Here is a 24,591-nt window from a genome sequence, read left to right on the forward strand (position 1 = left end):
CCATGAACCCCATCCATGCCCAGGAGATTCTGGCGGCCTACGGCCAGGCCCAGCAGGCCGGCGCCAACCGCACCGCGCTGTATGCGGAAACGGCGGCACGGCTGGGCATGTCACTGGCCACGCTGTACCGCAAACTGGAGGTACTGACCGTGAAGGACAAACCCCGCAAGCAGCGCAAGGATGCTGGCAACACCAGCATTCCGCTGCGCGAGCTGCAGCTCATCTCGGCGCTGTGGATCGAAAGCATCCGCAAGAACGACAAACAGCTCTCATCCATCAAGCTGGTGGTGGCGCGCCTGCGCGCCAATGGCAAGATTCGCGCCGAGGTGCTGGACAAGAAAACCGGTGAACTCAAGCCCATGAGCGAGAGCGCCATCAGCCGTGCGTTGTACCAGCACGGCCAGCACCCCAAGCAGTTGCTGGCCCCAGCACCGGCCATCTCGCTGTCGAGCAAGCACCCGAACCACGTCTGGCAAATCGACGCCTCGCTATCGACACAGTTCTACCTGGACGACGACGGTGCCCGCACCATCAACCCCGCCGAGTACTACGACGGCAAGCCGGCCAACCTCAAGAAGATCGAGCGCAAGCGCCTATGGCGCTACGTGATCACCGACCATACCAGCGGCACCATCTATGTTCAGTACGTGCTGGGCGCCGAGAGCGCGGAGAACATCTGCCATGTGCTGATCAGCGCCATGGTCAAGCGCGGCGAGCATGACCCGTTCCACGGCGTGCCCTTCATGATCATGACCGACCCCGGTGCGGCCATGACCTCTGCGATGTTCCGCAACCTGTGCCAGGCCTTGGGCATTGAGCTGATCATCAACGAAGTCGGCAACGCCCGCGCCAAAGGCCAGGTGGAGCAGGCTCACAACATCGTCGAGTGCGAGTTCGAGAGCGGCCTGAAGCTGGAGAAAGCCGAATCCCTGGAACACATCAATGCCCGTGCTGGCGAGTGGATGCGCGCCTTCAATGCCACGGCCATTCATACCCGCACACGCCGTACCCGCTATGGCGTGTGGATGCAGATCAAGCCCGAGCAGCTGCGCATCGCGCCGCCGGCGGAGGTGTGCAGGGAAATGGCCATCAGCGCGCCAGAGCTGCGCAAGGTCAACACCTTGCTGCAGGTGTCCTACCGTGGCGCCCTGTACGACGTGCGCAGCGTGCCGGACGTGATGGTCAACGAGAAACTGCTGATCACCCGCAACCCATGGCGTGATGGGGAAAGTGCCCAGGCCGTGCTGCGCGACGAAAACGGCCACCAGACTCTGTACGTGATAGAGCGCCTGGATCGGGACGAATACGGCTTCGTGGAAGGCGCAGCTGTACTGGGCGAAGAGCACAAACGCCATGCGGAAACGCCTGCCCAGGTGACGCGCAAGTTGCTGGAACAACTGGCCACCGGTACCGACAGCGAAGAGGCAGCCGCCAAGGCACGCAAGGCCAAGGTAACGCCGTTCGGCAACACCATCGACCCGCACAAGCACCTGACCGACACCAGCCTGCCGACCTACCTGCCCAAGCGCGGCACCGAGCTGGAAACCCGCGTCACCGTGGCCACGGTCGAGATCAAGCCGCTCACCGTTATCGAAGCCGCCAAGGCGCTGCGCGCCCGCATGGGCAGCGCCTGGAACGCCGAGCACCTGGCCACTCTCAAGGCCGACTACCCCAACGGCGTACCCGAAGCCGAGCTGGACGCCATCCACACGCGCCTGACCGCGCCCGCACGCCCAGGCCTGCGCCTTGTTGGGGGTGAGTGATGCTGCGCCTGAAAAAAGTACTCGCCGATATCGGCAAGGGCCAGGCCGACCTGGCCAGGGCAGTGAAGCTGAGCCCGGCTGCCATCGCGCAGCTGATCAACCACGGTCAGTGGCCCAAAAGCATCGAGCAGGACTCGCTGCAGTGGCAGATCACGGACTACCTGATGAACAACGGTGCGCTTTTCTGCCAGGCGCGCACCGCATTCGAAGAGATGGAGCCTGCGCGCGCCAACGCGCAGGCCCCTGCAACCCCGGAAAACAATCACGAAACCCAGGAGTGCCCCGACATGCTAATGGCTAAACAAGTGCTGCGACCAGACACCAAGCGGGCGTTCAACCTGCACCACGATCCATTCGGTGAGCTGAAAGCCGCCGAAGAGATGTATCTCAGCCCCGATATCCGCTACATCCGCGAGAGCATGTACCAGACCGCCCGGCATGACGGCTTCCTCGCCGTGGTGGGCGAATCCGGCGCCGGCAAGAGCACCCTGCGCCGCGACCTGGCGCACCGCCTGCGCAATGAACCGGTGATCGTTATCGAACCCTACGTGCTGGGCATGGAGGACAACGACACCAAGGGCAAATCCCTGAAGGCCACCCACATTGCCGAGTCTGTGATGGCCGCTGTGGCACCGCTGGAGAAAGCCAAATCCAGCCCCGAGGCCCGCTTCGCGCAGATGCATGCCACCCTCAAGGCCAGCCACGGCGCCGGCTTCCGCCATGTGCTGATCATCGAAGAGGCGCACTCGCTGCCCATCCCCACGCTCAAGCACCTCAAGCGCATGCGTGACCAGCTCGAACACGGCTTCGACAAGTTGCTGTCGATCATCCTCATCGGCCAGCCCGAGCTGCTGATCAAGCTCAGCCCACGCAACGGCGACGTGCGCGAGGTGGCCCAGCGCATCGAGATCGCGCAACTGCAGCCCATCACCGTCGGTGACCTGGACGCGCACCTGGCATTCCGCTGCAAGCACGCTGGCAAGCAGCTCGACGAGCTGATCGACGCCAGCGGCGTGCAGGCCATCATCGAGCGCCTGGGCAGCTCGGGCAAAGACGGCGCCAGCCAGCTCTACCCGCTGGCCATCGGCAACCTGTTCAACGCCGCCCTCAACCTCGCCGCCGAGATCGGCGAAAGCCGTATCACGGCTGATGTTGTGAAGGGGGTGTGAGCCATGGCCATCACCATCGAACAAGTCATGGAACAGGCCCAGGTGTACGCCTCGGCCTGGAGCATGGTCGGCGGGCCGTTCGACCAGGGCAATCAGTTGGAGCAGGCCGAGCTGGAGAAGCTGGTGCTGCTGGAGATGGTCACTGCCTTCGAGGACGAAGCCCATACCGCAGGGGCCCAGGAAGCGCAGCTCGACCTGGCTAAGCCGCTGATCGAGTGGCACCAGCACCGCATTGGCAACCTCGGCAAGTTGCAGCAGGCGGTAGAGGGCACTGAGATCCGCCTCGGCGAGGCTGATGCCAATCCCATCGTCCTGCAGGGCGCGATGCTAAAAGGCTGGCGCTTCGCCTTGGCGATTGCCGAGCAGCAGTTCGAGAAGTTTCCGCTGTCCATCGAGCGCAAAGCTCCCACCAGCGACGAGGAGGAGTGACCATGCGCGCTCCCAACGTCATCCCGCTCAGCGCCAAGATCGCCGCCGAGATCTCGATCCAGCACGCGCTACCGATGTGCACCGTGCTGACCCCTGACCTGGCCGACAAGCTCCGCGCCCTCAACGACATGACCCGCCGCCTGCGTGCGGTGGGCGTGCGCATCGAGGCCGCATCGCCGCTCGACGGCAAGATCTTCATCAACGCCGAGGACTCCGACCAGCTCGCCGCATCGTTCCGCAGCGAATGGCGCAGCCCGAGCTGGAGCACCAAAGGCGTCCACACCATCAACAGCGTCCGCCTCGGCGGCTGCTACGTCTGCTGGCTGACGCCGGCAAAGGGGCTGCCGTCATGAGCCAGGCCGAACAACTGCAGCAGGAACTGACCGAGATGCGGGAGTCCATGCAGCGCATGGACGATCGCTACAACCAGCTCTCGCTCGCGCTGCACCACCTCACCCAGGCCAGCAATCTGCTCTGCGCTCAGATCGCTGTGATGTGCGAGGCCCACATGGCCGGCGATAACGCGCTGGTCATGCGCCAGGTCGAGCAGTTCACCCAGGCCTACCGCGCCAACCTCAAGCCCGCTGACGGGAGGGTGCATTGATGAACCTCGAAGCACGCCTGCGCGAAGCCCTGGAGCTGCTCAAACGCAGCGCCGGCTACGCCTCGGCCTACCCGACCATCGGTGGTCACAAGCTCAACGACGAGATCTGCCGCTTCCGCGAGGCGGTACAGGCCGAAATCGAAGTCAATACCCAACAAGCCGAGGAAGAAACCCATGGCTGACCAAATCGAAATCCCCGCCGGCTTCGTCAAAAACGCCGCCGGCCACCTGGTGCCGGAGCACCAGGTGCGCGAGCACGACAAGCTGCGCGACAGCGTCGCCCGCGAGCTGGCCACACAAGCCGTGGCGATCAGCGAAGCGCTTGCCGCGTTCAAGGCCAAGGCCCTGGCCGATATCGACGACCTGATCGCCATCTCCCTGGAGCGCTACCAGGTCAAGTTGGGCGGCAAGAAGGGCAACGTCTCCATCACCACCTATGACGGCGAGTTCAAGATCGAGAAGGCCCTGGCTGATCGCCTTACCTTCACCGAAGAGATCCTCGCGACCAAGGAGTTGATCTACACCTGCATCCACAAGTGGAGCGCCGGTGCTCACACGCACCTGCTGGCTCTGGTCGACCGAGCCTTCACCGGCCGCAACGGCCAGATTCGCACCAACGACGTGCTTGGCCTGCTGCGCCTGGATATCGATGACCCCGAGTGGAAAACCGCCATGCGCGCCCTCAAGGATGCGATCCAGGTCAACGGCAAGGCCGTCTATATCCGCGTCTATAAGCGCGTAGGCGATGACCGCTACGAACCCGTCAACCTTGGCTTGGCGGGGGTGTGAGATGGCACTTTCTACCGAAGACCGCGCACGCCTGATCGACCGCCTGGATCGCAGCTTCCAGGCCATGCCCAGCTGGGCAAGAACCGCGACCAAGCATGCGATGGGGGCTCCCTCACACCATCCTGTAACCGGCAAGCAGTTCGAGAGCTTCCGCGAGGTCATCGAGGCTGCTGCCGACGAGACACTGCTGATCCTCAAGGAAGACTTCGAGGACAACGACGATCTGGCGCCGGAGGTACTGCAATGAGCCTTCTCCATGGGAAAGACACCGAAACCACCACGCTCCTGGACGTTATCCAAACTGCAGAAGCTACCGACTCCAGCCACTTCGACATGATCCGTCTGGAACTCGACAGCGGTCGTCAGCTGATCCTGGTGGCCGTACTGGCCGACGACCTGGAAGCCACAGGTCGCATCCTCGAAGGGCTGCAGGATCTGCAGAGCGCGCAGTGATGGGCAGCACCAGCAATGCAGCCAAAGCCCTGCGCGACCTGAGGGTGATGGTTGCGGCTGTTCATCAGCGTATGGACCAGCTCGAAGGCCGCCAGACAAAGCAGTTCTGGTCGGCCGAGGAGGAGCAGCTGCTTCGCGAGCGCTACGCAGATGAGCTGACCGAGGTACTCGCCGGCGAACTCGGGCGCTCGGTATCCAAGGTGCTCGCGAAGGCCAACAAGATGGGCCTGCATAAGTCCCAGGCGTTCATCGAGAAGCACTGCCGAAACCTCACCCCAGAGACTGGCGCGGCGTTCAGGTTCCAGAAGGGCCACACAACCTGGAACAAGGGCATGAAAGGCTGGAAGGCCGGAGGCCGAGCCAAGGAAACCCAGTTCGGCAAGGGGCACATGCCGCACAACTGGGTGCCGGTAGGTACCGAGCAGATCCGCGATGGCTACTTATGGCGAAAGGTCACTGATACCCGTCATCGCAGCGATTGGAAACAGGTGCACGTCATGTTGTGGGAGGAGCACAACGGCCCGGTACCCAAGGGGCTGATCCTCTGCTTCAAGGACGGCAATAAGCAGAACATCGCCCTGGACAACCTAGAGCTGCTCACCAGGGCAGAGCGCATGCAGCGAAACACCATCCATCGCTACCCGCCGGAGCTGAAAGCCGCAATCCGCACGGTAGCCAAGCTCAAACGCACCATCAGAGAGGTTGAGCAAGATGAAGAACAAAATTGAGGATCTGCGCAATCACCTGTTCGAGACCATCGAAGGCCTCCTGGACAAGGATGAGCCACTCGATATCGAGCGTGCCAAGGCCATCGCGCTGGTCGGTACAGTGATCGTTGAGTCCGCCAAGGTCGAAGTGAAGGCCCTGGAGCATCTCGGCGGCGTTGCTGGTAGCGGCTTCCTGCAGATCGGCCACGAGGGCAAATAGATGTCGATCTCGAAAGGCGTACTCAGCAAGATCCACATCGCCAAGCAGCAGCTGCGCATGGATGACGACAGCTATCGCGCGCTGCTGCGCCGCGTGGCCGGCGTCGAGTCCTCGAAAGACCTCAACCAGCGCCAGGCCGGGCGGCTGATGGTCGAACTGGAGCGCCTGGGCTTCAAGCCGAAGCCCAGCAGCAAGGCAGCAGGCAAACCGCACAACGCCAAGCAGCTCGGGCCGCGTATCGACAAGATCGAGGCCCAGCTCGCTGACATGGGGCTGCCGTGGGCCTATGCCGACGCCATGGCGTTGCAGATGTTCAAGGTTCAGCGGGTGGCCTGGCTGAAAAAGGCCGAGCACCTCGATGCCTTGATCGCTGCTCTGCACGTCGAGCAGGAGAAGCGCCAGTTGCTCCACCAGGTGGAAGCCCTCTGCAAGCGCCTCGGGGTGGACACTCCAGAGCGCCTGGAGGGTTTGGAAGAGCTGCCCGAGGGTTGGCGTAGGCAGCGTCCAATCCTCAAGGCCCTGGTGGATGCCCTGAATGCGGCGGTCAACGCGCAGGAGGGCGACTGATGCAGCTGCAATGCCCTTGCTGCGGCGAGCAGTTTCCGATCGAGGCCGGCTTTGCAGACGCTGACGGCAAGAAGCTGGCGGCAATGCTCGCCGGCCTCGATCCGAAGCTGGGCCGGGCGGTGCTCAACTACCTGCGCCTGTTCAGCCCGGCCAAACGCAGCCTGCGCATGACCCGCGCCATCAAGCTGCTGGAGGAGCTGCTCGACCTGGTCAACGCCGGCACGGTGCAAAAGGACGCCCGCACCAACGACACCAAGCCGGCGCCGCCCAGGATCTGGACGGCCGGCATCGAGCAAATGCTGATCGCCCGCGATCGCCTGACGTTGCCGCTGGAGAACCACAACTACCTGCGTGCGGTGGTCTACGGCATCGCCAGCGATCCCGTACAGGTTCAAGCAACCGCGCCGGCCAAGCCGGCCCGCGCGGCTGCCACCACTCAACAGATCCTGCAGGACGCCCTCGGCCGCATCGAAGCCGATCGCCGCCTGGGCCTTATTAATGAAGAGGAAGCCGAACGCCGCATAGCAGCGGCAAGGGGGAGCGCATGAGCAACAAGCCCACAGCGATGGCGGAGAAGCGCCACGAACTACTCAGCGATATCGCCGACCACGTTGCGGCTGTGGTTTCTGAGCACGGTGTCGACGCGAAGATCGCCGAGCAGGCCGGCGCTGCGGTGGTCGAGCATCTGTCCAATACCTGGGCGGGAAGCTGCGTCACGTTCCCGAAGGACTTCCGCTGGCGTATCACTCAGCGGGATCTGGAGATCCTGGGCAAATTCAACGGCCGCAACCACCACGCGCTGGCCGTTGAGTACGACATGACAGAGAATGCGATCTACAAGCTACTCAAGAGAACGCAGGACAGGAAGTTCGACCGCGATCAGCACAAACTCGACCTCGGCGACGGCCTGTAACCCCGGCCGCCGCCGTTTCACCTACGGCAACACTGTTACAAACCCCGTCCCGCTATTTTCCCCTTCGTTCCTTTATATCCCGCCTTTATCGCGCTTTCCCTGTGTTATTTTTCTCAAGCCTGCACAGTCATTCCCGCGAAGGCGGGAACCCAGGCAGCGTCCCCCTCCGTCGCATCCCCTTCAGCACAGCAACATTAGCTGGCGTACAGGTAAGCCTCGACATCCATACCGGCATCGCGCATCTGCGCCAGCTTGTAGCGCAGGGTGCGCGGGCTGATACCCAGGCGCTCGGCGGCTTCCTTGCGGCGACCGCGCTCGGCACGCAGGGTGTCGATGATCACCTGAAACTCGCGACGGCGAAGGTCCTCGCCCAGCGCGCCGGCATCGACCGCACTCGGCGGCTCGACCGGTTGCGTCATCGGCGGGGCCATACTCGGCACCACAGCCAGGTGCGGCACGGCGCTCTGCACCGTCTGACCTATGGGTGCGTGCAGGCACAGATCCTGCGCCTGAATCACCCCGCCCTGCTGCAGGATCAATGCGCGCTGAATGGCGTTGTCCAGCTCACGCACGTTGCCCGGCCACTGATGCTGCACCAGGCACTGCGCGGCCGATTCTGACAAGCGCACCGGCGCCTGATTCATTTTTTTGACGTGCTTGGCCAGCAGCCGCTCGGCCAGCGGCAGAATGTCGGCAGGCCGCTCACGCAACGGCCGCCAGGCCAAGGGGAAGACCGACAGTCGATAATAGAGGTCCTCGCGGAAGCGCCCTGCCGCCACTTCACTGGCCAGGTCACGGTTGCTGGTGGCCAGCACGCGGATATCCAGGTTGATTGGCTTGCGCGCCCCGACCCGTTCCACCTCACGCTCCTGCAGCACACGCAGCAACTTGGCCTGCAGCCCCAGCGGCATTTCTGAAATCTCGTCGAGCAGGATGGTGCCACCGTCGGCCAGCTCGAACTTGCCCGGCTGAGCGGTGACCGCACCGGTGAACGCGCCCTTCTCATGCCCGAACAAAGTCGCCTCAAGCATGTTGTCGGGAATCGCCGCACAGTTGATGGCGATGAAAGGCCCGGAGGCGCGCGGCGACTGCTGATGGATATAACGCGCCAGCACCTCCTTACCGGTCCCCGACTCACCCGTGATCATCACCGTCGAATCACTCTGCGCCACGCGTGACGCCAGCTCCAGCAGCTGCACGCTGGCCGGCTCGAGCGCTACCGGACCATCGCAATCCCCCGCCGTCAATTTACCGAGAGCGTGCTTGGCCACCAGCTCCAGCAGCGTGCGCGGCTCGAACGGCTTGACCAGATAATCAGCGGCGCCCTGACGGATGGCATCTACCGCCCTCTCTACCGCGCCGAAAGCCGTCATCAGCAATACCGGCAGTTGCGGATAACGACTACGGATCTGCGCCAGCAGTTGATGACCATCCATACCCGGCATGTTGACGTCACTGACCACCAGCCCGAACGGCTCTTCGGTCAACGCGACCAACGCCGCCTCGGCGCAATCGACCGCCCGATAATCATGCCCGCCCAGGCACAGGGTATCGGCCAGGGCTTCGCGCAGCGCGCGATCGTCTTCAACCAGCAGGACTTTGGCAGCCATGGGTTACTCCTGATTCGAGTGAGACGCCGCATCAAGCAGCGGCAGAGAAACGATGGCGCAGGTACCACGACCCGCACGCGATTGCAGCAGCAACTGGCCCTGGTGGGCGCGCGCCACAGCCTTGACCACCGCCAGGCCGAGGCCGGTCCCGGTAGTCTTGGTGGTGAAAAACGGCTCCCCCAGGCGCGCCAGGGTTTCCTGATTCATACCGGGCCCGTTATCGCTGACGCACAGGCGCAGCAGGCCGTCGCGGCGATATAGATGAATCTTCAGACGCGCATCGCGCCCGGCAGCCTGAATGGCGTTGTCGATCAGATTGAGGACGGTGCCGACCAGCGTGTCGCGATTGCACAGCAGTTCGCCGTCACGCACATCGCACTGCCAGCGCACAGCCATATCGCCCACATGCGCGTCGGCAGCCGCACGCAGCGCATCGAACAGGGCCGACGGCGACAGACGATCCGGCAATGGCAGCTCGCCCCGGGCGAAGATCAGCATGTCGCGCACCTGGTTTTCCAACTCGTGCAGCCGCTCCTTCAAGCGCCCGGCGAAGCGCTGCTGCTGTTCGGCCGGCAGTACCTGTTCATTGAGGTGGCTTGCATAGAGCAACGCAGCGGAAAGCGGTGTACGGATCTGATGGGCCAGGGAAGCGACCATGCGCCCCAGCGCCGATAGGCGCTCATGGCGAGAGAGCTGATCCTGCAGGCGACGGGTTTCCGTCAGGTCGGTCAGTAGCACAAGCTGCCCCGGCTCCCCGTGCAGGGAACGCGTGGCGATAGATAGACGGCGGCCGTCGCGCATGGAGATTTCGTGACCATCGTCTTCGCGCGGCGCGAAGTTGCGAACGATTACCTGGCGCCAGAGCATACCCACCAGTGGCTGGCCGAGCAGCGCACGCGCGACTGGGTTGGCCTCGCGCACGACGCCCTGACCGTCGATGACGATCACACCGCCAGGCAGCAGATCCAGCAGGCTTTGCAGGCGATGGGCCAGACGCTCCTTCTCCGCCAGTTCCTGCATACGCTGAGCACTGACCAGTGCCAGCTGCCCCTTCAGCTCATTGACCCTCGCCTCGAGCAGGCTGTAGGACTCGCTGAGCTGATTGGACATCTGATTGAACAGGGCAAAGGCCTGCTCCAGTCCTGCACGGCTGGCTTGTTCGAGCGGCGCCGTAACGCCTGGCTCGGCTGACTCGGTAGGACGAAGGTTGGCTTCCATCTGCTTCTCTCGTACGACGTTCCGTCAGAAGACGGTCGGATACAAGAGCCTTAGCAATACCCGTGCCTACTTTTTTATTCTTATTTTTCAACCACTTGAAAAAACGAAGCCGGAGCTTGCGTCAAAGCTCCGGCTTTCTTTGCGGCGTTAGGGATGTTCTGAAAAAGTTACTTACCGTCACTCCCGCGAAGGCGGGAGCCCAGGAGTTTCGCAGGTTCTGGATTCCCGCCTGCGCGGGAATGACGAGTTTTCCAGAGTTTCCTTAGCCTGAGGCTGAGGAATCAATCCTCGTCCTGACCATCCTCTTCGCGGCGGCTCATGCCGTACTTGCGCATTTTCTCGACCAGCGTGGTACGGCGAATACGCAGGCGCTCAGCAGCCCGCGCCACCACGCCGCCGGCATCATCCAGCGCCTGCTGGATCAGCCCCTGCTCCAGATTGCCCAGGTAGTCCTTCAGATCCAGGCCTTCCGGCGGCAGCATGGCCGGCGCATCGAGGCCCGGCAGCCCGGCCAGGATCGCGGCGCGCTCCTCCATCTCGTCGCGCAGGCTGGCGGCCAACTGCTCGTCCTCGTCATCGACGTGGCGGAATTTCTTCGGCAGCTCGCCAACGCCGATCACCCCATAGGGATGCATGATCGCCATGCGCTCCACCAGGTTGGCCAGCTCGCGCACGTTGCCCGCCCAGTCGTGACGGCACAGCGACATGATGGCGGCCGAGTTGAAGCGAATGGAGCCGCGCTTCTCGTGCTCCATGCGCGAAATCAGCTCGTTCATCAGCAGCGGGATGTCTTCGATGCGCTCGCGCAGCGGCGCCATCTCGATGGGGAAGACGTTGAGGCGGTAGTACAGATCCTCGCGGAAGCTGCCGTCCTCGATCATCTTCTCCAGGTTCTTGTGCGTGGCCGCGATGATGCGCACGTCGGCGGTCTGCGTCTTGTTACTGCCGACTCGCTCGAAAGTGCGCTCCTGCAACACACGCAGCAGCTTGACCTGCATCGGCAGCGGCATATCACCGATTTCATCGAGGAACAGCGTGCCGCCATTGGCCAACTCAAAGCGCCCTGCCCGGCTGGTGATGGCGCCGGTGAAGGCGCCCTTCTCATGCCCGAACAGCTCGCTTTCCAGCAACTCGGCCGGAATGGCCCCACAGTTGACCGGCACGAACGGCGCCTCGCGACGCTTGGAGTGGTAATGCAGGTTGCGCGCCACCACCTCCTTGCCGGTGCCGGACTCGCCGAGGATCAGCACGCTGGCCTCGGTATCGGCCACCTGCTGCATCATCTGTCGCACCTGCTGAATGGCGCGACTGGTACCCACCAGGCTACGGAACAGATTGGGCTCACGCTGCCGACCACGATCACGGGCCTGGTCGTACATTTCACGGTAGACCTGGGCGCGATGCAGCGAGTCGAGCAACTTGTTATAACTGAGCGGCGTCTCCAGACTGGCCAGCACGCGCCGACGCAAGTCTTCCGGCCACTCGGCAATACTGACATCACCCACCGTCAGCAAGGGCAGAAACTCATCCCACCCGGCAAGCTGCTTGGTCAGTTCAAGCGCGCCGCCCTTGGCCTCGACATCGCCCAGCAAGACACTCAGCACCTCGCGACTGGACTCAAGCCCAGCCACGGCACTGCGCCAGTCCTGGCTTGTACAGGCCAGATGCTCCTCCCCGAGAAAGCTCAGAATGATCGCCAGTTCGTGGCGGCGCGCAGCATTGTCATCGATCAACAGGATTTTGGTTTCACGCCACATCTTGTGCTTGTCTGACCCGAGGAGTTAGGGAAATTGCACGCCAGTTCTTCGGCGCACACCGGCAACTTGCCACTAGTAAAGTCAAAAAATTGGACTCAGTCAAATTTATGGCGTGATTTCCTGTGGCGTTCCCGTACTCGCTGCGGTTGCACCCGCCCTACCGATGCAGCAGGGCAGCTTTTTCTCCCCTCTCCCCAGCCCTCTCCCGCAAGCGGGAGAGGGGGCAGAAACCTGCGCTAGCCATGACAATCAGCCGAACAACTGATAGACCTTGGCCCCCTGGCGAGCCTGGTTGATCTGCACCAGCTCATCGCCAAGGCGTTTGCGCTCGGCCGTGCACAGCGTAACCAGCTCGCGGTAGAGCAGCAGCAGCTCCTGCATGCTGTCGCGCAGGCGCGCCTCATCGCCCCCCTCGTGCATGGCCGCATCGACCGCCTGGCGGCATTGCAGATCCAACTTGCCGATGGCCACCCAGTCCTGCCTGAGCAGGGCATCGCGCAGTGCGCAGCCGGTTTCTTCCAGACGCTGGACAGACGAACTCATGATTTTCTCCCGGATTGTCCGGCACGGCCCTCAAGCAATGCCATCCCAGCCTTCTTTCAATTCACGCAGCAATTGCGCCACCTGACGCAGGATCGCCTCATCGTTTTTCAGGTTGGCCTGGGCCAACTGCCGAATCATGTATTCATAGAGCCCATCGAGGTGCTGCGCCAACTCGCCCCCCTGGCCCTTGTCCAACCCCTCGCGCAGGCCACCGACGATCCCGATCACCTTGCCGATCAGCAGCCCCTTCTCGGCGACCTGGCCACGGGCAAGCGCGCCCTGGGCCTGCGCCAGGCGATCCAGGGCGCCTTCGAACAACATCTGGATCAAGCGATGGGGGCTGGCCTCGGCAAGCTGGGACTGGGTACTGACCTGCTGATACTGCCTGAGCGCGGACGCTGCATACATGACGACTGCTCCTCGATAACCAAGTCACTGCGTGGACTTGACAGGCTATCGGCCGGCAATCGGGAATCTTTAGGCTGGAAGCCGCACAGCGGCGGCTCTCCCTGACACTCATTTTTTGTTGGAATTGTTCAGCGCCTCGAGCGTGCTCAGAAGGCTCGCGCTGCTTGCATTCAACTGCGCCACCAGGATATCCATGTTGTTGTACTTGGTGTACAGCGAGGTGGTCAGCGAATCGATGCGCCGATCCAGCGCCTGCTGCTGCTCGCTCAATTGCGTCATGGTCTTTTGCAGCGACTCGGTGCGACCGGCCAGCAGCCCTCCGGGTGCCGTGTAAGGCTCGGTGACCGATTTCAGGCGCGGAATCAACCCGTCGTCGCCGACGAAGAACGCCTGAACCTCATCGTAGTGGGTCTCCAGCGCGCTGCTCAGCTTGGCATCGTCGATCGACAGCGTACCGTCCTTGTTGGTGGTCACGCCCAGTTGCGCCAGAACGCTCAGCTCACCGCTGCCGGTCGAGGGCTGTACCAGTTCGTTGCGTATCGAACCGAGCAGCGAGCGAACCAGGGCGTCGCCCACCAGCGCGCCGGCATCGGTACTCGTCTCGTCTTCGCTGGTGGTTACCCGGGTCAAGGCATTGGTGACGGTGATCAGGTTGTTGTAGGCACTGACGAAAGCCTCGATGGAGGTTTTCAAGCCCTCGGTATTGGGCGCCACGGTCAGGGTGGTGGTGCCCTCGGCCGTCAGCTTGATGCTCAGGCCGCTCAGCGCCGTGACGGTGTTGGTGGAGCTGCTCAGCTCCAGGCCGTCGATCTTGTAGGAAGCATTGCTGGCCAGGGTGATGGAGCCAGCCCCGGTGCCCGACTGCTGGGTAAGGTCGTGATTGCCGTCCTCATCGACGTTGATGTTCAGCGCCGCCAGATCCCCCGTGCCCTTCACATACAGGTCGGTGCCCTCCCCGGTGACCTCCGAGGACAGTACCAGGCGCGCGCCACTGGCATCGGTGATGATGTTGGCGCTGATGCCCGCAGTGGCGGAAAGCTGGGAGTTGATCGCATCGCGGATTTCCGTCAGCGAAGCCCCCGGCGCGACCTGAACCTCATAGGAGGCGTTGTCGCCGACGTCGATGGTCAGCGTGCCGCCGGAATCGAAGGTCGTGGAAGCACCGCCCTCCAGGCTGGCACTGGCCACTTTCGACGAACTGGCCAGGCTGATCACCTCCACCTCGTAACTGCCGGGAACCGCGCCCGCGCCAGCAGTGGCGCTGGCCACGCCATCGGCGGAGGACTGCACGCCGAGCCCTTCGAAGCTGCTGGAGGAACTCTCCAGGGCGGTCAGCGAGGCTTCGAACGTCTCGACCGCGCTGGTCAGCGTACCCACGGCCGAGAGGCTGGTTTCCGTCTTGGTCGTCAGCCGGTCGATCTGCGCCTGCTTGGGCGCCTTTTCCGCATCGGCGATGGCGGTCACCATGCCGTCGATATCCAGCCCTGTACCCAGACCGGTAATAGTGGTGCCTGACATGTCGACCTCCTCGCAACGAATTATTGACGCCCTGCCACTGCCCAGCAATTAACGAGCCAGTCACTCAACCTGTGTAGCAGCGAATTTATTCGCGAACCCGTTCACCGCAGGCTCACGCCTGTGAAAATCACGCCTCTTCGCGAAACAGCAGGCTGCGCATGTCCTCCAGGCGCGCCGCCAGACTCAAGGCCACCTCGGAGGGAATCTGCCGAACCACTTCGCCGGAACCGCCATCGACGACCTGCACCACCACCCGGCCGGTGCTGTCGTCGACCTGGAAATTGATGTCGCGGCGAATCGACTGCATGGCGCTCTGCATGCTCGCCACCGCCGACTCCTGTTGCTCGCGCGGTACGTTCGCCACGGCCTCGGCCGCCTGGGGATTCTCGCCCGACTGCCGTGGCCGCTCGACGGCCGCCCCGGCTACCTGGCGCGCCGATGGCGTCAGGCTGCCAATTGGCGTAACGCTTGTAATGGTCATGAGAGCACCTCGCAATGGGCAAAGGGGGAAGGCTTGCGCACTCCCCCCTCCACCGCCTCAGAGATTGGCTTATTGCAGCAGGCTCAGCACCGCGGACGGCAACTGGTTGGCCTGCGCCAGGATCGCGGTGGACGCCTGTTGCAGGGTCTGCTGCTTGGTCAGCTCGGCGGTTTCCGCGGCGAAGTCGGCATCCTGGATCCGGCTGCGGGCGGAAGTGGAGTTCTCCACGATGCTCTGCAGGTTGGAAACGGTGCTGTCGAAGCGGTTCTGCACGGCACCGAGGTCGGCGCGCTGGGTGTCGATATTCGAGATCGCCTTGTCGATCACCGCGATGGCGCTTTGCGAGCCTTCGGCCGTGGTGATGCTGGTGTCGGCGATGCTGGTCAGGTTCGACGTGGCAGTGGTGGTGCCTGTTGCCGCGAACAGCCCCCCGACGCCATTACCCGCCAGCGAGTACGACTTGGAGGAGTTCAATTCCACTGCACCGGTAGCGATGAAGTCCTCATCAATAGCAGTACCCGACGCCGCATACTTGCCCGAACCATCCTGCACGTTCACCGTGACACCACCATATTCGGTGGTAACGCCAGTTGTGCTCACAGCGCCGAAGACGATGTTCTCGCCGGTTTCGGAGGTGATGGACAGCTCGCCACTGCTTTCGTTGAAGTTCACACTGATGCCCAGCGCCGCAGCGTTGGAGCTCAACTGCTCGGCCAGGCTGGCGTTGTCGGTCACACCGATAAGGTCGATAGCATCGGAATCGCCCACCTTGATGCTGAAGTTGGCCGGGGATGTCGATGCAGTGTCTGCATCGACATCCAGGCTGGCCACGGTACGCGCAGAAGCACTGAGCCCGGTAACGGCACCATCCAGCAGTTTGGCGATCTCCGCAGCCGAGGCACCCTCTTCAACAGTAACGGTCTTGGTCGTGCCACTGCCAGTAACGGTGATGCTGCCGCCGGTAACGCCGGATGCGCTCGGGGTGATCGCCGTGGTCTGAACCTGCTGGGAACCGATATTGGTTGCAGAGACATTGCCCAGAGTGACGTTGATGGTCTCGTTGGCATTGGCGCCGACCTGGAAGCTGGTAGTACCAAACGAGCCATCCAGGAGATTACGGCCACCGAAAGTGGTGGTGTTGGCGATACGGGTCAGCTCGGTGGTCAGCTGAGAGTACTCGGCCTGCAGCGAAGCGCGGTCTTCGGCGCTGTTGGAGCCGTTGGCCGATTGCAAGGCCAGCTCGCGCATACGCTGCAGGATGTTGGTGGATTCCTGCATGGCGCCTTCGGCGGTCTGGGCGATGGAGATGCCGTCGTTGGCGTTCTTGGTCGCCACGTTCAGGCCGTTGATCTGGCTGGTCAGGCGGTTGGAAATCTGCAGGCCGGCTGCATCGTCCTTGGCGCTGTTGATCTTCAGGCCGCTGGACAGGCGCTGCATGGTGGTGGACAGGGCATCGGACGCCCTGTTCAGGTTTTTCTGGGTGTTGAGCGATGCAACGTTGGTATTGACGGTAAGAGCCATGACGAGAACCTCGTGGTGTGGGCTTGTACGACTCCCGGCCTTGGCAACCGCCCGGGATGGCCTAGAGAGCTTTCACTGGGTTTATCGTCTCCTGCGGCCAATCCTTTAGCGTTTTTTTCGATTTTTTTCGAGTCAATCCACTGACGCCTTGACAAGAATAAAAACCCTTTTAAAACAATAGCCCACGAAAGAACCACGGATGGCCTTCGTAGGGTGCGCCGTGCGCACCGCGAAGACCGCAGTGCTTGCCTGGTGCGCACGGCACACCCTACGAAAGGCCGTCCGACCGACAGTTGATCTGTGGCGTAACACTAGATTCGTAGGGCGGGTGCAACCCGCCAGAGGCTATTGGCCAGGGCAATCGGGTGAAGCTGAAAAGGCCAGAACATGCAGGTGGATATCCCTGAAACCCCTTTATAGCCCCCGTTGGTGGGCTGAAGCGGAACGCCGCCCGGCCCACCCTACAAGGCTGACATTGTGAGCGCATAAATGAGAATGGCTTTCTTCAGCCGATTGCCCTGGGCTATTGGCGGGTTTCACCCGCCCTACCGATGCAGCATCCTTACCATCCTCGGCTCCTTGAGCGCATAGCGCGATTGCCCTGTTATCCTCCTGCAGATAACGCTCCTGGTAGATGCGTCGCTCATTGTCGTCCAGGTCAATCTTTGAGCCGGTCGGCCAGTCGTGCCATCAGGTTCATGCGCTCATGGAAAATAGCCACGATCAAGGCAGGCGCTCCCTCACGCAGCAGACAGAATATGTAGTGATGCTCGTAGCGCCCCATCCGTAGAGCCGGAAAAAGCGCACTCATGTCTTTGAACGCACCCCGACCATCGGCGAGGCTGGCTATACCCTGTTCCAGCGTAGCGATGTAGCGGCGCGCCTGCGCATCGCCCCATTGCTTGCGCGTGTAGCGGACGATATCACGCAGGTCGGATTCTGCCGCCGCAGTGAGAACGTAGCCGGTCAAGCCTGACCCTCGGTCAGTTCTTCATCAAGAATTTCGCTGATGCTCTTGGTAGACACATTACCAGCAAGCCCCTCGTGGATGCGGGTACCGAGCAGGTCTTTCAACTCTTTCCATGCCTGATTAGCATCAAAATCGCCGGGAAACAGCCTTTCCAGCGCGTATTGTTTGATGGTCTTGCCCTGCAAGGCAGCCAGCGCTTTCAGGCTTTGGTGCTGTTGGTCTGTCATGTCGATGGTTAGGCGGCTCACGGGATGACCTCCGAAATTACACGTTCCCACATTTACACGGATGTGCTGATGAAACAAGCCGTTGCATACAGAGCAATCGCACCATCATTCGTGGGCTTGGTTGTCGTAGACGTGCGCAGTTCCTCGACGACCTGTCTTGCTCCCAGCGCCGAATCATCTCAGCTCCTGATTAGCAACGATGCTCAGCCAAGCGGGTAGCCCGGATGAAATCCGGGAAAGGTCGGGCGGCATGCCAAACCGCCCCGGATTTCATCCGGGCTACAGGATTGCGCCTGTGCCCTACCGGCGCGCGCTTAGTACGGCTGAAGCTCGTTGCTAATCAGGTCTCAGCTTTCTCCACGCGGCGTTGTATGCCATCGTTAACGCCTGAGTTTGCGCAGAGAGCAACCACCATGAGCATCGAGGCACTCGCAGCCGTACTGAAGCGCCACCCCGACATACACCTTGCCTACGTCTTCGGATCGCTCGCCACTGGCAGCGCAGGGCCAGACAGCGACGTGGACGTCGCAATACTGGCCTCCTCCCCCCTGGATGTCGAATACAGGATCCACCTGATCGAAGAAATTGCCGTTGCCACGGGACGTCCCGTGGATCTGATCGACCTGGCTACGGTTGGGGAGCCGCTGCTGGGGCAAATACTCAGGCACGGCATTCGCCTGATTGGCGATGCCGCCCGGCACGCCGAGCTGACGACGCGCCATATGTTCAATAACGAAGACTTCATGCCTTATGTCAGGCGCATGCTGGCCGAACGGAGACGGGCATGGATCGGCTGATCATCGAACGCAAGCTGGACTCGCTGCAACGCTGTCTGGAGCGTATCCCAGGGCAATCGCGCGATGCGCTCAAGGAAAGGATGCTGCACCCGCCCTACGAATCTGTCGCTTCGTTCAGCCTCCAGCGCTGTTCATCGAGGCTTTTTCGCACAACAACGCCATAGCGCGATTGCCCTACCAACCGATGTCTCGATGATTTCGACGACTTCGCCAAAAGTATCGCCAGCCTCGCCCTGAGCTAGTGTCGCATCAACCATCAAGTGTCGCGGAGGATAACGGCGCTTCTGCGTAGGATGTCACGGGCTGTCCAGGTCGCGCACACCTGAATGATCGATGCCGCCAGCCCTGGTGCGCACGCAGGGCAATTTGATCTGGATGCCCGACTTGCCGATTGGCCGGTCTTGCGCCGGCGACAGATCAATCCGGCAGCCACGCCCTGCGCCAGCGCTGCAGGTTGTCCCCCTCCAGCATCCAGTCCCGGCGCACCACTGAACGCAGTTCGTCTCCCTGCCTGGCCGAGGCATCTCGATCGGACAAGTGCATCCGGATCGCATCCATCCAGTCCTTGAAGCGGTTTCTCACCCGGGTAACCGGCAGGTCGCCCTCATAGGGGCGTACAGCGCTGCATACAACCGGAAAACCACAGGCGCCATATTCGAGTAGACGCAGGTTGCTCTTGCACTCGTTAAAACGGTTCTCCTCGAGCGGCGCGATGGCCAGATCCAGGTTCAAACTGGCCAGCTTGCGGGAATAGCGCTCAATCGGTACGCCCTCATGCAGCTCACGAACATAAGGCTTCAATGCATCGGGACACATACCAAAAAACACCCAGTCCACCTCACCGGCCAGTTGACGCACCAGATCGGCGATCAACGCGAGATCGCCGGCATGACTATTGCCACCAGCCCACCCAATACGAGGTTTGCGATCAACACCACGATGACTCTTGAGATTTTTCCACCACTGTACCGGCAGAAGATTGGGCACCACGCGGATATCGCCATGCATTCTCGATAGTGCCTCGGCGAGAGGCTCGGTGGACACGACGAAACGATCGCTCATGCCAACGGCCCTGGCCAGGGATACCTCCAGGTTCTCCGCCATGGTATCCCGGTAACCGTTGCCCTCTGGAGGGTCAAGCAGATAATCGTCGAGTTCGTAAACCTTGAAAGCATTGGAGAATGCCTTGATCTCGGCAATCCGCTCCAGTTGCGCCTCGGTAGTCTGGCGCTGCAGAAGCACCACATCCGGACGGAAACGCTCCAACTCCACTGGAGACAGCATCGTGTCACTGAGCGCACCCTCTACCAATCCGGCCGCCTGCAACGCCTGGAACGGTTGACGGATGCGGTAATGACCGCAGCCCCCCTCATCCGCCGGATGACCAAGCACCCGCGGCAACAACGCCGGCCCTACCGGGCGCCAATCGAGGCCGCGCGATGCATCGAAGTTGAATCCCGCACCGGTAAGCCCCAGGTTCTGATTGTAGGCTGGATCACGCGCCAGTACCGGCAGCCACTTGTGGTACATCGCCTGCTGCTCGTCGTGGAAACGCACGCGTTTCTCTTCCTCGCGCAGCGGGTCGACACTCTTCTGACTGACGCTGCCCTCGTGCATGACCAGAGCATGCGGCGTCCAGACGGTCAGATAACCTGCCTGCTGAATCTTCAGGCAGAGGTCGACGTCGTTGTAGGAGACCCGGAAGTCGCTCTCGTCCATGCCGCCAACTTCTTCGTACAGTGACTTGCGTACCATCATGCAGGCGGCCGTGACCGCGCTGTAGTTCTGGTCGATCTGCAAGCGCTGCATGTAGCCCGGTGCATCGAGCGTTTCGCCAATGAATGGATGATCCGCCGGCCCCCGCAGACCGAGCACCACACCAGCATGCTGCACGCGGCCATCGGGGTACAGCAGCTTGGCACCCACGACTCCGACTTCGGGACGCTGCGCATGGTTGAGCAGTTCATCCAGCCAGTCGTCCTGGATGATTGCGGTGTCGTTGTTCAGCAACAGCAGATAATCACCGCGGGCGATGCCGGCCGCAGCATTGTTGATCGCCGAAAAATTGAAAGCGCCCGGATAGCTCAGCACACGAATCTTGTCATCGCCCAGGGCAGCCACCCCCGACAGCCATTCTCGAGCTTCGGCGACCTGACTATCGTTGTCGACAATGATGATCTCGTAACCGGTGTAGTGGGTCTTCTCGAGGAGGCTTTCGACGCAGCGCTGCAGCATCGGCAACTGATCGCGGGTCGGGATGATGATCGATACCAGCGGCTGCCCGGCATGAGCATAGCGGATGTGGTAGCGGCCCGGATACCTGGACTGCAGTTGGGCAACATAGCCCCGGTTGTGCAGATGTCGCAGCAGCGCCTTGCGCTCGTCCGGATTGTCCTTCATTAGCGGCGTCGCAGTCACCAGCAGCGGCTCGTCGACATGGCCGAGATCGGACAGGCCGCCATGCTCGATCAAACGCAGGATCAGATCGAACTCCAGAGCCCCCTCGAAGCCGGCATCGAAGCCGCCGACCTCGATGGCAGCATCCCGTTGGAACAGCCAGTGGCGGGCCATGGCCACCGGGAAGCTGAGCAGCATGTCGAGGTTGAAAGCCGGCCTGAAGGCTGCGCCCAACTCACCATTGGCGTCACGATAAAACTCATCGCCATAGAATGCGCGGCAACCGTCGGCGCCTTGCAACTCCAGCATGGCGATGAACAGGCCGGACGCCGTAAAGGTCTCTCCTGCCTCCACCAACATGAACCAATCGATCGTGGCGTCGGCCAGCTCCGCATTGAGCGTATCGGCATAACTTCGGCCATTGCAGGCCACATGCCGTATCGTATGCGCCCGCTCAGCCACAGTGGATGCCTGACGCCCCACTACGGAGATCTGCACACGATGGTACAGGTTCCTGCCCTCGGCCAGCGAGGCGAGCGTGGCCTCCACCCTGGCGCGGTCACCTTCGCGATCGATCACGAAAATACCCAGCAATGGGCCACCGCCCTGCCGACCCAGGTATTCACGAAGCAGGCGAGTCTTGGCCGGCGATGGCATACGGGAAACCAGCGCCGGCGATGGCGCATAGCGAGGCGCAGCACCCCGCGCAGCAAGCTGGGCCTTCACCTCGCTACGGCGGGTCGAGACAATGCAGCTCACGGCCCTTACCCGCTCGACCAGGCGCGCGCTGTTGTCGCCGTCGCAGTAGCTGAAGAACAGCTTACGCACCTGCTGGTAGTGCGGATCGAGGCTCATGTCCGGCGCCGCCATGGCATCGTCCAATCCGTTGAGCAGAAGCGGAAACTCGGTGCAGATCGGCCCCGGGAATACCGTTTCCATGTCATAGAACATCCCGCGCTCATCGTTGGCGTAACGCTGCAGGTCGTAAGCCAGACTCAGTACCGGCCGGTTGGTAAGCAGGAAGTCGAAGAAACAGCTGGAGTAGTCGGTGATCAGCGCCGTCGCGCTACGGAACAGCACCTCGATATTGGGGAAGCGCCTGTCACCGAGATCGATGGCACCGATCTTCTCCAGTTGCGTCGAATAGGTTCGCGCTGAATCGGCGAAATGCTCGCGCACGCCGAGCACCGCGTTGTGACGGGCGAGCAACTCGGCCAGCCCGACGAGATCGGCGTCGCTGAAACGGTAATAGGCATCGCCCTGCTGATTGCGGAAGGTCGGCGTGAAAAGCACCAGACGGCGCCCGGCGAGCTGTGCTTCGAGCTTGTGCGTTTCGGCCTGGAAATCTTCGGGCAACCGCTCGAACGGCGCCAGGATGAAGTCATGGCGTGGCAGACCGGTAACCCAGACATCCTCATAGGCCAGCGGATAGAACGCGGCGGCCATGGCCAACTGATCCAGCTTCGACGAAGCGATCACTGAAAAACAGCGGGCGTGCTCAACATGAAGGTTTTGCAGGTTGTCCTGCTGATCGAGAGAAGCGTGCCCGATACGCTTCAGCGGAATCCCATGCCACAGGTTGATGAAAATATGGCTGTCTGCCGACAATGGAAACATCGCGTTCCGCATGGGCGTGTGCTTAACGAAAACGACCCGGCACTGCATCAATGCACGCTGGCCCTCCAGGCTGTTAAGCAGGTAATACTCGACATTGACACCAGTGACCCGAGGCCGCCTGGAGCGGTAAAACACCAGTTTCTTGATGCCGGGATCATCCTTGACCCACTCGAACACGGCTCGGTCGTTGCCGGTCAGCAAGTGGTCGAAGCCACAGACAGGGAATGCCCACCAGTTCTCGTGCTTGGGCAAGACGGTATCTTCAGCGACGAACTCTTCATAGCCAAGCATCGTGGGTAACTCCAGTTCACCGCCCTCATTCAGTTGGATGTTCAGACTGCGGAAAAGCCTCTCCTGATTGGCGACTCGCTGAAGATTCGCCTCGATCAGCGACACATCAGCCTGTGGACAAGCCTGCCTAATCAGGCCCTTCCAGCCACGCAGCCCTGGAATGAAGTAGTTGTTGTCGGTTAGCAACAACCTCTTGAACAATGGCATACCGTCGGCAATCAATTGAAAATGCGTCATTGAGTACATCGGATGCAGCGGGTACAGATAGTCGATGTATGTCGAAAACTCGTAGCCGGACTGGATCAGGAAGCGCGAGAAGCCGATCTCGTACTTGACCACTATCAGACGCTTGTTCGACTCCACTCTGACAGCCGACAACAACTCCCGGAACCGCGGATCGGATGACACATTCCTGCGCAGAACTAGAAAGTACGAACCGACGTGAAAATCGTATAGATAAGAAGTCGAAAATTCGTCGAGCATGTGCGACTTCACATGACTCAACGGTATTCGATCAGAGAAACGGTTTTCGATGCACAACCGCGTTTCCCATATCCCCTTGGTCGCCTGCATGCCCCACCAGTCGCAGCGCTGAGCGTCCATCTTGGCGAACACATGATCCAGCGAACGGATGCAATAGCAACTGTCGTTGACCAGCAGCAACTCGTCATAACCGTCCAGCACCTCCCAGCCGACCAACTCCCTGGCGAGCTTGGAGTAGGAACCGAAATCGTAGGCGCCATGGCGTATGGCCCAGGCCCCCTTGACGAACGGTGCCAGACGGTCGAGCTGTCCCGGTTCCATCTCACAGTCGGCCAGGTAATAGATGTCGGCGAATCGAGACAACTGGCGGAGGTACTCGACGACGTAGTCATCGACCAGACCATCAACGTCATAGCCGGCGAAGAGGCATACCCGCCTCAGAGAGACCTGCTTGGACGGATCGTATTGTTCGCCCCGCCCGACCAGCGAGGTGGGCATAGGCTCCGGACGAGTTGCATGGCCAGCAGCACGACCGACCGTCTCGTAATGGTATAGCGCATTAATCTCGGGCGCCTCTTCCCGCAGATAGCGCTGGTGGTACCAGAGCAGATCGAACTCACGGCTCGGGTCTAGCAGGTTGGTGCTACCGTAAGCACAGAAGTGATAAAGCGGATCCAGCTTGCACAGCGCTACGATCGGATTGTTCGCCGTGTAATACTCGGCGTCGAACAGTGGACTGCCGCGCAAGACCTCAAGCACCTGCGGATCGACTTGAGCAGTCAGCAGTTGCAAGGGCAAACAACCTTGGTCACGCCCAATGCGCAGGTAGTGCAACAGTGGGTTCTCCCCATCCTCGATCACCTGCGCATTGGTTGTTCTGTACCAAAGCGTATCGAACGCCGGGCCAGGATTGCGCCCCTCGAACGCACCATGGAAGAAGAAATGCGTCAGCGGATCGACGCCTGACTGTCGCACATCGTCATAGGTCGTCAGATACCACTCCCGATCGAAGAATCCGGAGGTATCGATCAAGGCAAGGGATTCATCGACGGTCAGCGTATCGGCAAGCATGAGCGTTTCCTTGGAACAGCGGCACTCCTCCATGGACTGCCGGAACGAAATGATTCCAAACCGAGCAG

The 24,591-nt window shown here is 61.5% G+C and carries 27 protein-coding genes; 16 read left to right on the forward strand and 11 right to left on the reverse strand.

Features of this window, described 5'->3' with window-relative positions; genetic code table 11:
• Positions 1-2 precede the first annotated feature (2 nt).
• From BLT86_RS09320 to BLT86_RS09385, 14 genes are read left to right on the forward strand one after another with little or no spacing between them, the layout of a single operon-like run.
• Positions 3-1,763 (forward strand): integrase catalytic domain-containing protein, encoded by a 1,761-nt coding sequence (locus BLT86_RS09320; protein WP_092374004.1) that lies wholly within the window; start codon positions 3-5, stop codon positions 1,761-1,763.
• Positions 1,763-2,932, forward strand: coding sequence for an ExeA family protein (locus tag BLT86_RS09325; RefSeq protein ID WP_092374001.1), 1,170 nt, complete (start codon positions 1,763-1,765; stop codon positions 2,930-2,932). The genes BLT86_RS09320 and BLT86_RS09325 overlap by 1 nt, the downstream gene beginning before the upstream one ends.
• A 3-nt stretch (positions 2,933-2,935) precedes the next feature.
• The gene (locus BLT86_RS09330) at positions 2,936-3,361 is read left to right on the forward strand and encodes a hypothetical protein (RefSeq protein WP_092373998.1); all 426 of its coding nucleotides are present in this window, start codon (positions 2,936-2,938) and stop codon (positions 3,359-3,361) included.
• A 2-nt stretch (positions 3,362-3,363) separates the two neighbouring features.
• Positions 3,364-3,714: a hypothetical protein gene (locus BLT86_RS09335; protein ID WP_092376272.1), complete on the forward strand. Its 351-nt coding sequence runs from the start codon at positions 3,364-3,366 to the stop codon at positions 3,712-3,714.
• Positions 3,711-3,965: a hypothetical protein gene (locus BLT86_RS09340; protein WP_078458503.1), complete on the forward strand. Its 255-nt coding sequence runs from the start codon at positions 3,711-3,713 to the stop codon at positions 3,963-3,965. The genes BLT86_RS09335 and BLT86_RS09340 overlap by 4 nt, the downstream gene beginning before the upstream one ends.
• The gene (locus BLT86_RS09345) at positions 3,965-4,147 is read left to right on the forward strand and encodes a hypothetical protein (protein WP_092376275.1); all 183 of its coding nucleotides are present in this window, start codon (positions 3,965-3,967) and stop codon (positions 4,145-4,147) included. The genes BLT86_RS09340 and BLT86_RS09345 overlap by 1 nt, the downstream gene beginning before the upstream one ends.
• Positions 4,140-4,754: a DUF3164 family protein gene (locus tag BLT86_RS09350; protein ID WP_092376278.1), complete on the forward strand. Its 615-nt coding sequence runs from the start codon at positions 4,140-4,142 to the stop codon at positions 4,752-4,754. The genes BLT86_RS09345 and BLT86_RS09350 overlap by 8 nt, the downstream gene beginning before the upstream one ends.
• A 1-nt stretch (position 4,755) precedes the next feature.
• Positions 4,756-5,001, forward strand: a complete 246-nt coding sequence (locus tag BLT86_RS09355; RefSeq protein WP_092376280.1) for a hypothetical protein — start codon at positions 4,756-4,758, stop codon at positions 4,999-5,001.
• Positions 4,998-5,207 (forward strand): hypothetical protein, encoded by a 210-nt coding sequence (locus BLT86_RS09360; RefSeq protein ID WP_092376283.1) that lies wholly within the window; start codon positions 4,998-5,000, stop codon positions 5,205-5,207. Before BLT86_RS09355 ends, BLT86_RS09360 begins: the two co-directional genes overlap by 4 nt.
• Entirely contained in the window at positions 5,207-5,935 is a 729-nt protein-coding gene (locus BLT86_RS09365) for an HNH endonuclease signature motif containing protein (protein ID WP_231976565.1), read from the forward strand. The genes BLT86_RS09360 and BLT86_RS09365 overlap by 1 nt, the downstream gene beginning before the upstream one ends.
• The gene (locus BLT86_RS09370) at positions 5,919-6,134 is read left to right on the forward strand and encodes a hypothetical protein (RefSeq protein ID WP_092376286.1); all 216 of its coding nucleotides are present in this window, start codon (positions 5,919-5,921) and stop codon (positions 6,132-6,134) included. Before BLT86_RS09365 ends, BLT86_RS09370 begins: the two co-directional genes overlap by 17 nt.
• Positions 6,135-6,701: a gp16 family protein gene (locus tag BLT86_RS09375; RefSeq protein ID WP_092376290.1), complete on the forward strand. Its 567-nt coding sequence runs from the start codon at positions 6,135-6,137 to the stop codon at positions 6,699-6,701.
• Positions 6,701-7,249 (forward strand): hypothetical protein, encoded by a 549-nt coding sequence (locus tag BLT86_RS09380; protein WP_092376293.1) that lies wholly within the window; start codon positions 6,701-6,703, stop codon positions 7,247-7,249. Before BLT86_RS09375 ends, BLT86_RS09380 begins: the two co-directional genes overlap by 1 nt.
• Positions 7,246-7,614: a Mor transcription activator family protein gene (locus BLT86_RS09385; RefSeq protein WP_230875511.1), complete on the forward strand. Its 369-nt coding sequence runs from the start codon at positions 7,246-7,248 to the stop codon at positions 7,612-7,614. Before BLT86_RS09380 ends, BLT86_RS09385 begins: the two co-directional genes overlap by 4 nt.
• A 194-nt stretch (positions 7,615-7,808) precedes the next feature.
• Here BLT86_RS09385 and fleR read toward each other — a convergent pair whose 3' ends face one another.
• From fleR to BLT86_RS09435, 10 genes are all read right to left on the reverse strand, one after another.
• Positions 7,809-9,224, reverse strand: coding sequence for a sigma-54-dependent response regulator transcription factor FleR (gene fleR / locus BLT86_RS09390; RefSeq protein ID WP_092376296.1), 1,416 nt, complete (start codon positions 9,222-9,224; stop codon positions 7,809-7,811).
• 3 nt (positions 9,225-9,227) lie between these two features.
• On the reverse strand, positions 9,228-10,442 hold the full coding sequence (locus tag BLT86_RS09395; protein WP_092376299.1) for a sensor histidine kinase: 1,215 nt from the start codon (positions 10,440-10,442) through the stop codon (positions 9,228-9,230).
• Positions 10,443-10,723: 281 nt separating this feature from the next.
• On the reverse strand, positions 10,724-12,199 hold the full coding sequence (locus BLT86_RS09400) for a sigma-54 dependent transcriptional regulator (protein ID WP_092376302.1): 1,476 nt from the start codon (positions 12,197-12,199) through the stop codon (positions 10,724-10,726).
• A 249-nt stretch (positions 12,200-12,448) separates the two neighbouring features.
• Positions 12,449-12,742 carry a flagellar protein FliT gene (fliT, locus tag BLT86_RS09405; protein ID WP_003460719.1) on the reverse strand — a complete coding sequence of 98 codons (294 nt, stop codon included), beginning with the start codon at positions 12,740-12,742 and terminating at the stop codon, positions 12,449-12,451.
• Positions 12,743-12,772: 30 nt separating this feature from the next.
• On the reverse strand, positions 12,773-13,150 hold the full coding sequence (fliS, locus tag BLT86_RS09410) for a flagellar export chaperone FliS (RefSeq protein WP_003460718.1): 378 nt from the start codon (positions 13,148-13,150) through the stop codon (positions 12,773-12,775).
• A 108-nt stretch (positions 13,151-13,258) separates the two neighbouring features.
• Positions 13,259-14,668: a flagellar filament capping protein FliD gene (gene fliD / locus BLT86_RS09415; protein WP_092376305.1), complete on the reverse strand. Its 1,410-nt coding sequence runs from the start codon at positions 14,666-14,668 to the stop codon at positions 13,259-13,261.
• A 127-nt stretch (positions 14,669-14,795) separates the two neighbouring features.
• Positions 14,796-15,149: a flagellar protein FlaG gene (locus tag BLT86_RS09420; RefSeq protein WP_053527661.1), complete on the reverse strand. Its 354-nt coding sequence runs from the start codon at positions 15,147-15,149 to the stop codon at positions 14,796-14,798.
• Positions 15,150-15,218: 69 nt separating this feature from the next.
• The gene (locus tag BLT86_RS09425; RefSeq protein WP_092376308.1) at positions 15,219-16,670 is read right to left on the reverse strand and encodes a flagellin; all 1,452 of its coding nucleotides are present in this window, start codon (positions 16,668-16,670) and stop codon (positions 15,219-15,221) included.
• Between the two features lie 658 nt (positions 16,671-17,328).
• Positions 17,329-17,640 (reverse strand): type II toxin-antitoxin system RelE/ParE family toxin, encoded by a 312-nt coding sequence (locus tag BLT86_RS09430; RefSeq protein WP_092376311.1) that lies wholly within the window; start codon positions 17,638-17,640, stop codon positions 17,329-17,331.
• Complete coding sequence (locus BLT86_RS09435; RefSeq protein ID WP_092376314.1) at positions 17,637-17,888, reverse strand: antitoxin; 252 nt, start codon at positions 17,886-17,888, stop codon at positions 17,637-17,639. Before BLT86_RS09435 ends, BLT86_RS09430 begins: the two co-directional genes overlap by 4 nt.
• Before the next feature lie 392 nt (positions 17,889-18,280).
• On the opposite strand from BLT86_RS09435, the gene mntA reads away from it, so the two are divergent.
• Both mntA and BLT86_RS25755 read left to right on the forward strand, forming a co-directional pair.
• Entirely contained in the window at positions 18,281-18,664 is a 384-nt protein-coding gene (gene mntA, locus BLT86_RS09440) for a type VII toxin-antitoxin system MntA family adenylyltransferase antitoxin (RefSeq protein WP_092376315.1), read from the forward strand.
• The gene (locus BLT86_RS25755) at positions 18,652-18,828 is read left to right on the forward strand and encodes a hypothetical protein (protein ID WP_157719669.1); all 177 of its coding nucleotides are present in this window, start codon (positions 18,652-18,654) and stop codon (positions 18,826-18,828) included. The genes mntA and BLT86_RS25755 overlap by 13 nt, the downstream gene beginning before the upstream one ends.
• A 253-nt stretch (positions 18,829-19,081) precedes the next feature.
• Here the strand turns inward: BLT86_RS25755 and BLT86_RS09445 are convergent, their stop codons facing one another.
• On the reverse strand, positions 19,082-24,523 hold the full coding sequence (locus tag BLT86_RS09445; protein ID WP_167377318.1) for a CDP-glycerol glycerophosphotransferase family protein: 5,442 nt from the start codon (positions 24,521-24,523) through the stop codon (positions 19,082-19,084).
• Positions 24,524-24,591 lie beyond the last annotated feature (68 nt).

The sequence above is a fragment of the Pseudomonas sihuiensis genome, from assembly GCF_900106015.1.
Lineage (GTDB): Bacteria > Pseudomonadota > Gammaproteobacteria > Pseudomonadales > Pseudomonadaceae > Aquipseudomonas > Aquipseudomonas sihuiensis.

Coding starts and splice junctions, on each gene's coding strand:
- BLT86_RS09320 (WP_092374004.1), top strand. CDS start 3: ATGAACCCCATCCATGCCCAGGAGATTCTGGCGGCCTACGGCCAGGCC.
- BLT86_RS09325 (WP_092374001.1), top strand. CDS start 1,763: ATGCTGCGCCTGAAAAAAGTACTCGCCGATATCGGCAAGGGCCAGGCC.
- BLT86_RS09330 (WP_092373998.1), top strand. CDS start 2,936: ATGGCCATCACCATCGAACAAGTCATGGAACAGGCCCAGGTGTACGCC.
- BLT86_RS09335 (WP_092376272.1), top strand. CDS start 3,364: ATGCGCGCTCCCAACGTCATCCCGCTCAGCGCCAAGATCGCCGCCGAG.
- BLT86_RS09340 (WP_078458503.1), top strand. CDS start 3,711: ATGAGCCAGGCCGAACAACTGCAGCAGGAACTGACCGAGATGCGGGAG.
- BLT86_RS09345 (WP_092376275.1), top strand. CDS start 3,965: ATGAACCTCGAAGCACGCCTGCGCGAAGCCCTGGAGCTGCTCAAACGC.
- BLT86_RS09350 (WP_092376278.1), top strand. CDS start 4,140: ATGGCTGACCAAATCGAAATCCCCGCCGGCTTCGTCAAAAACGCCGCC.
- BLT86_RS09355 (WP_092376280.1), top strand. CDS start 4,756: ATGGCACTTTCTACCGAAGACCGCGCACGCCTGATCGACCGCCTGGAT.
- BLT86_RS09360 (WP_092376283.1), top strand. CDS start 4,998: ATGAGCCTTCTCCATGGGAAAGACACCGAAACCACCACGCTCCTGGAC.
- BLT86_RS09365 (WP_231976565.1), top strand. CDS start 5,207: ATGGGCAGCACCAGCAATGCAGCCAAAGCCCTGCGCGACCTGAGGGTG.
- BLT86_RS09370 (WP_092376286.1), top strand. CDS start 5,919: ATGAAGAACAAAATTGAGGATCTGCGCAATCACCTGTTCGAGACCATC.
- BLT86_RS09375 (WP_092376290.1), top strand. CDS start 6,135: ATGTCGATCTCGAAAGGCGTACTCAGCAAGATCCACATCGCCAAGCAG.
- BLT86_RS09380 (WP_092376293.1), top strand. CDS start 6,701: ATGCAGCTGCAATGCCCTTGCTGCGGCGAGCAGTTTCCGATCGAGGCC.
- BLT86_RS09385 (WP_230875511.1), top strand. CDS start 7,246: ATGAGCAACAAGCCCACAGCGATGGCGGAGAAGCGCCACGAACTACTC.
- fleR (WP_092376296.1), bottom strand. CDS start 9,224: ATGGCTGCCAAAGTCCTGCTGGTTGAAGACGATCGCGCGCTGCGCGAA.
- BLT86_RS09395 (WP_092376299.1), bottom strand. CDS start 10,442: ATGGAAGCCAACCTTCGTCCTACCGAGTCAGCCGAGCCAGGCGTTACG.
- BLT86_RS09400 (WP_092376302.1), bottom strand. CDS start 12,199: ATGTGGCGTGAAACCAAAATCCTGTTGATCGATGACAATGCTGCGCGC.
- fliT (WP_003460719.1), bottom strand. CDS start 12,742: ATGAGTTCGTCTGTCCAGCGTCTGGAAGAAACCGGCTGCGCACTGCGC.
- fliS (WP_003460718.1), bottom strand. CDS start 13,150: ATGTATGCAGCGTCCGCGCTCAGGCAGTATCAGCAGGTCAGTACCCAG.
- fliD (WP_092376305.1), bottom strand. CDS start 14,668: ATGTCAGGCACCACTATTACCGGTCTGGGTACAGGGCTGGATATCGAC.
- BLT86_RS09420 (WP_053527661.1), bottom strand. CDS start 15,149: ATGACCATTACAAGCGTTACGCCAATTGGCAGCCTGACGCCATCGGCG.
- BLT86_RS09425 (WP_092376308.1), bottom strand. CDS start 16,670: ATGGCTCTTACCGTCAATACCAACGTTGCATCGCTCAACACCCAGAAA.
- mntA (WP_092376315.1), top strand. CDS start 18,281: ATGAGCATCGAGGCACTCGCAGCCGTACTGAAGCGCCACCCCGACATA.
- BLT86_RS25755 (WP_157719669.1), top strand. CDS start 18,652: ATGGATCGGCTGATCATCGAACGCAAGCTGGACTCGCTGCAACGCTGT.
- BLT86_RS09445 (WP_167377318.1), bottom strand. CDS start 24,523: ATGCTTGCCGATACGCTGACCGTCGATGAATCCCTTGCCTTGATCGAT.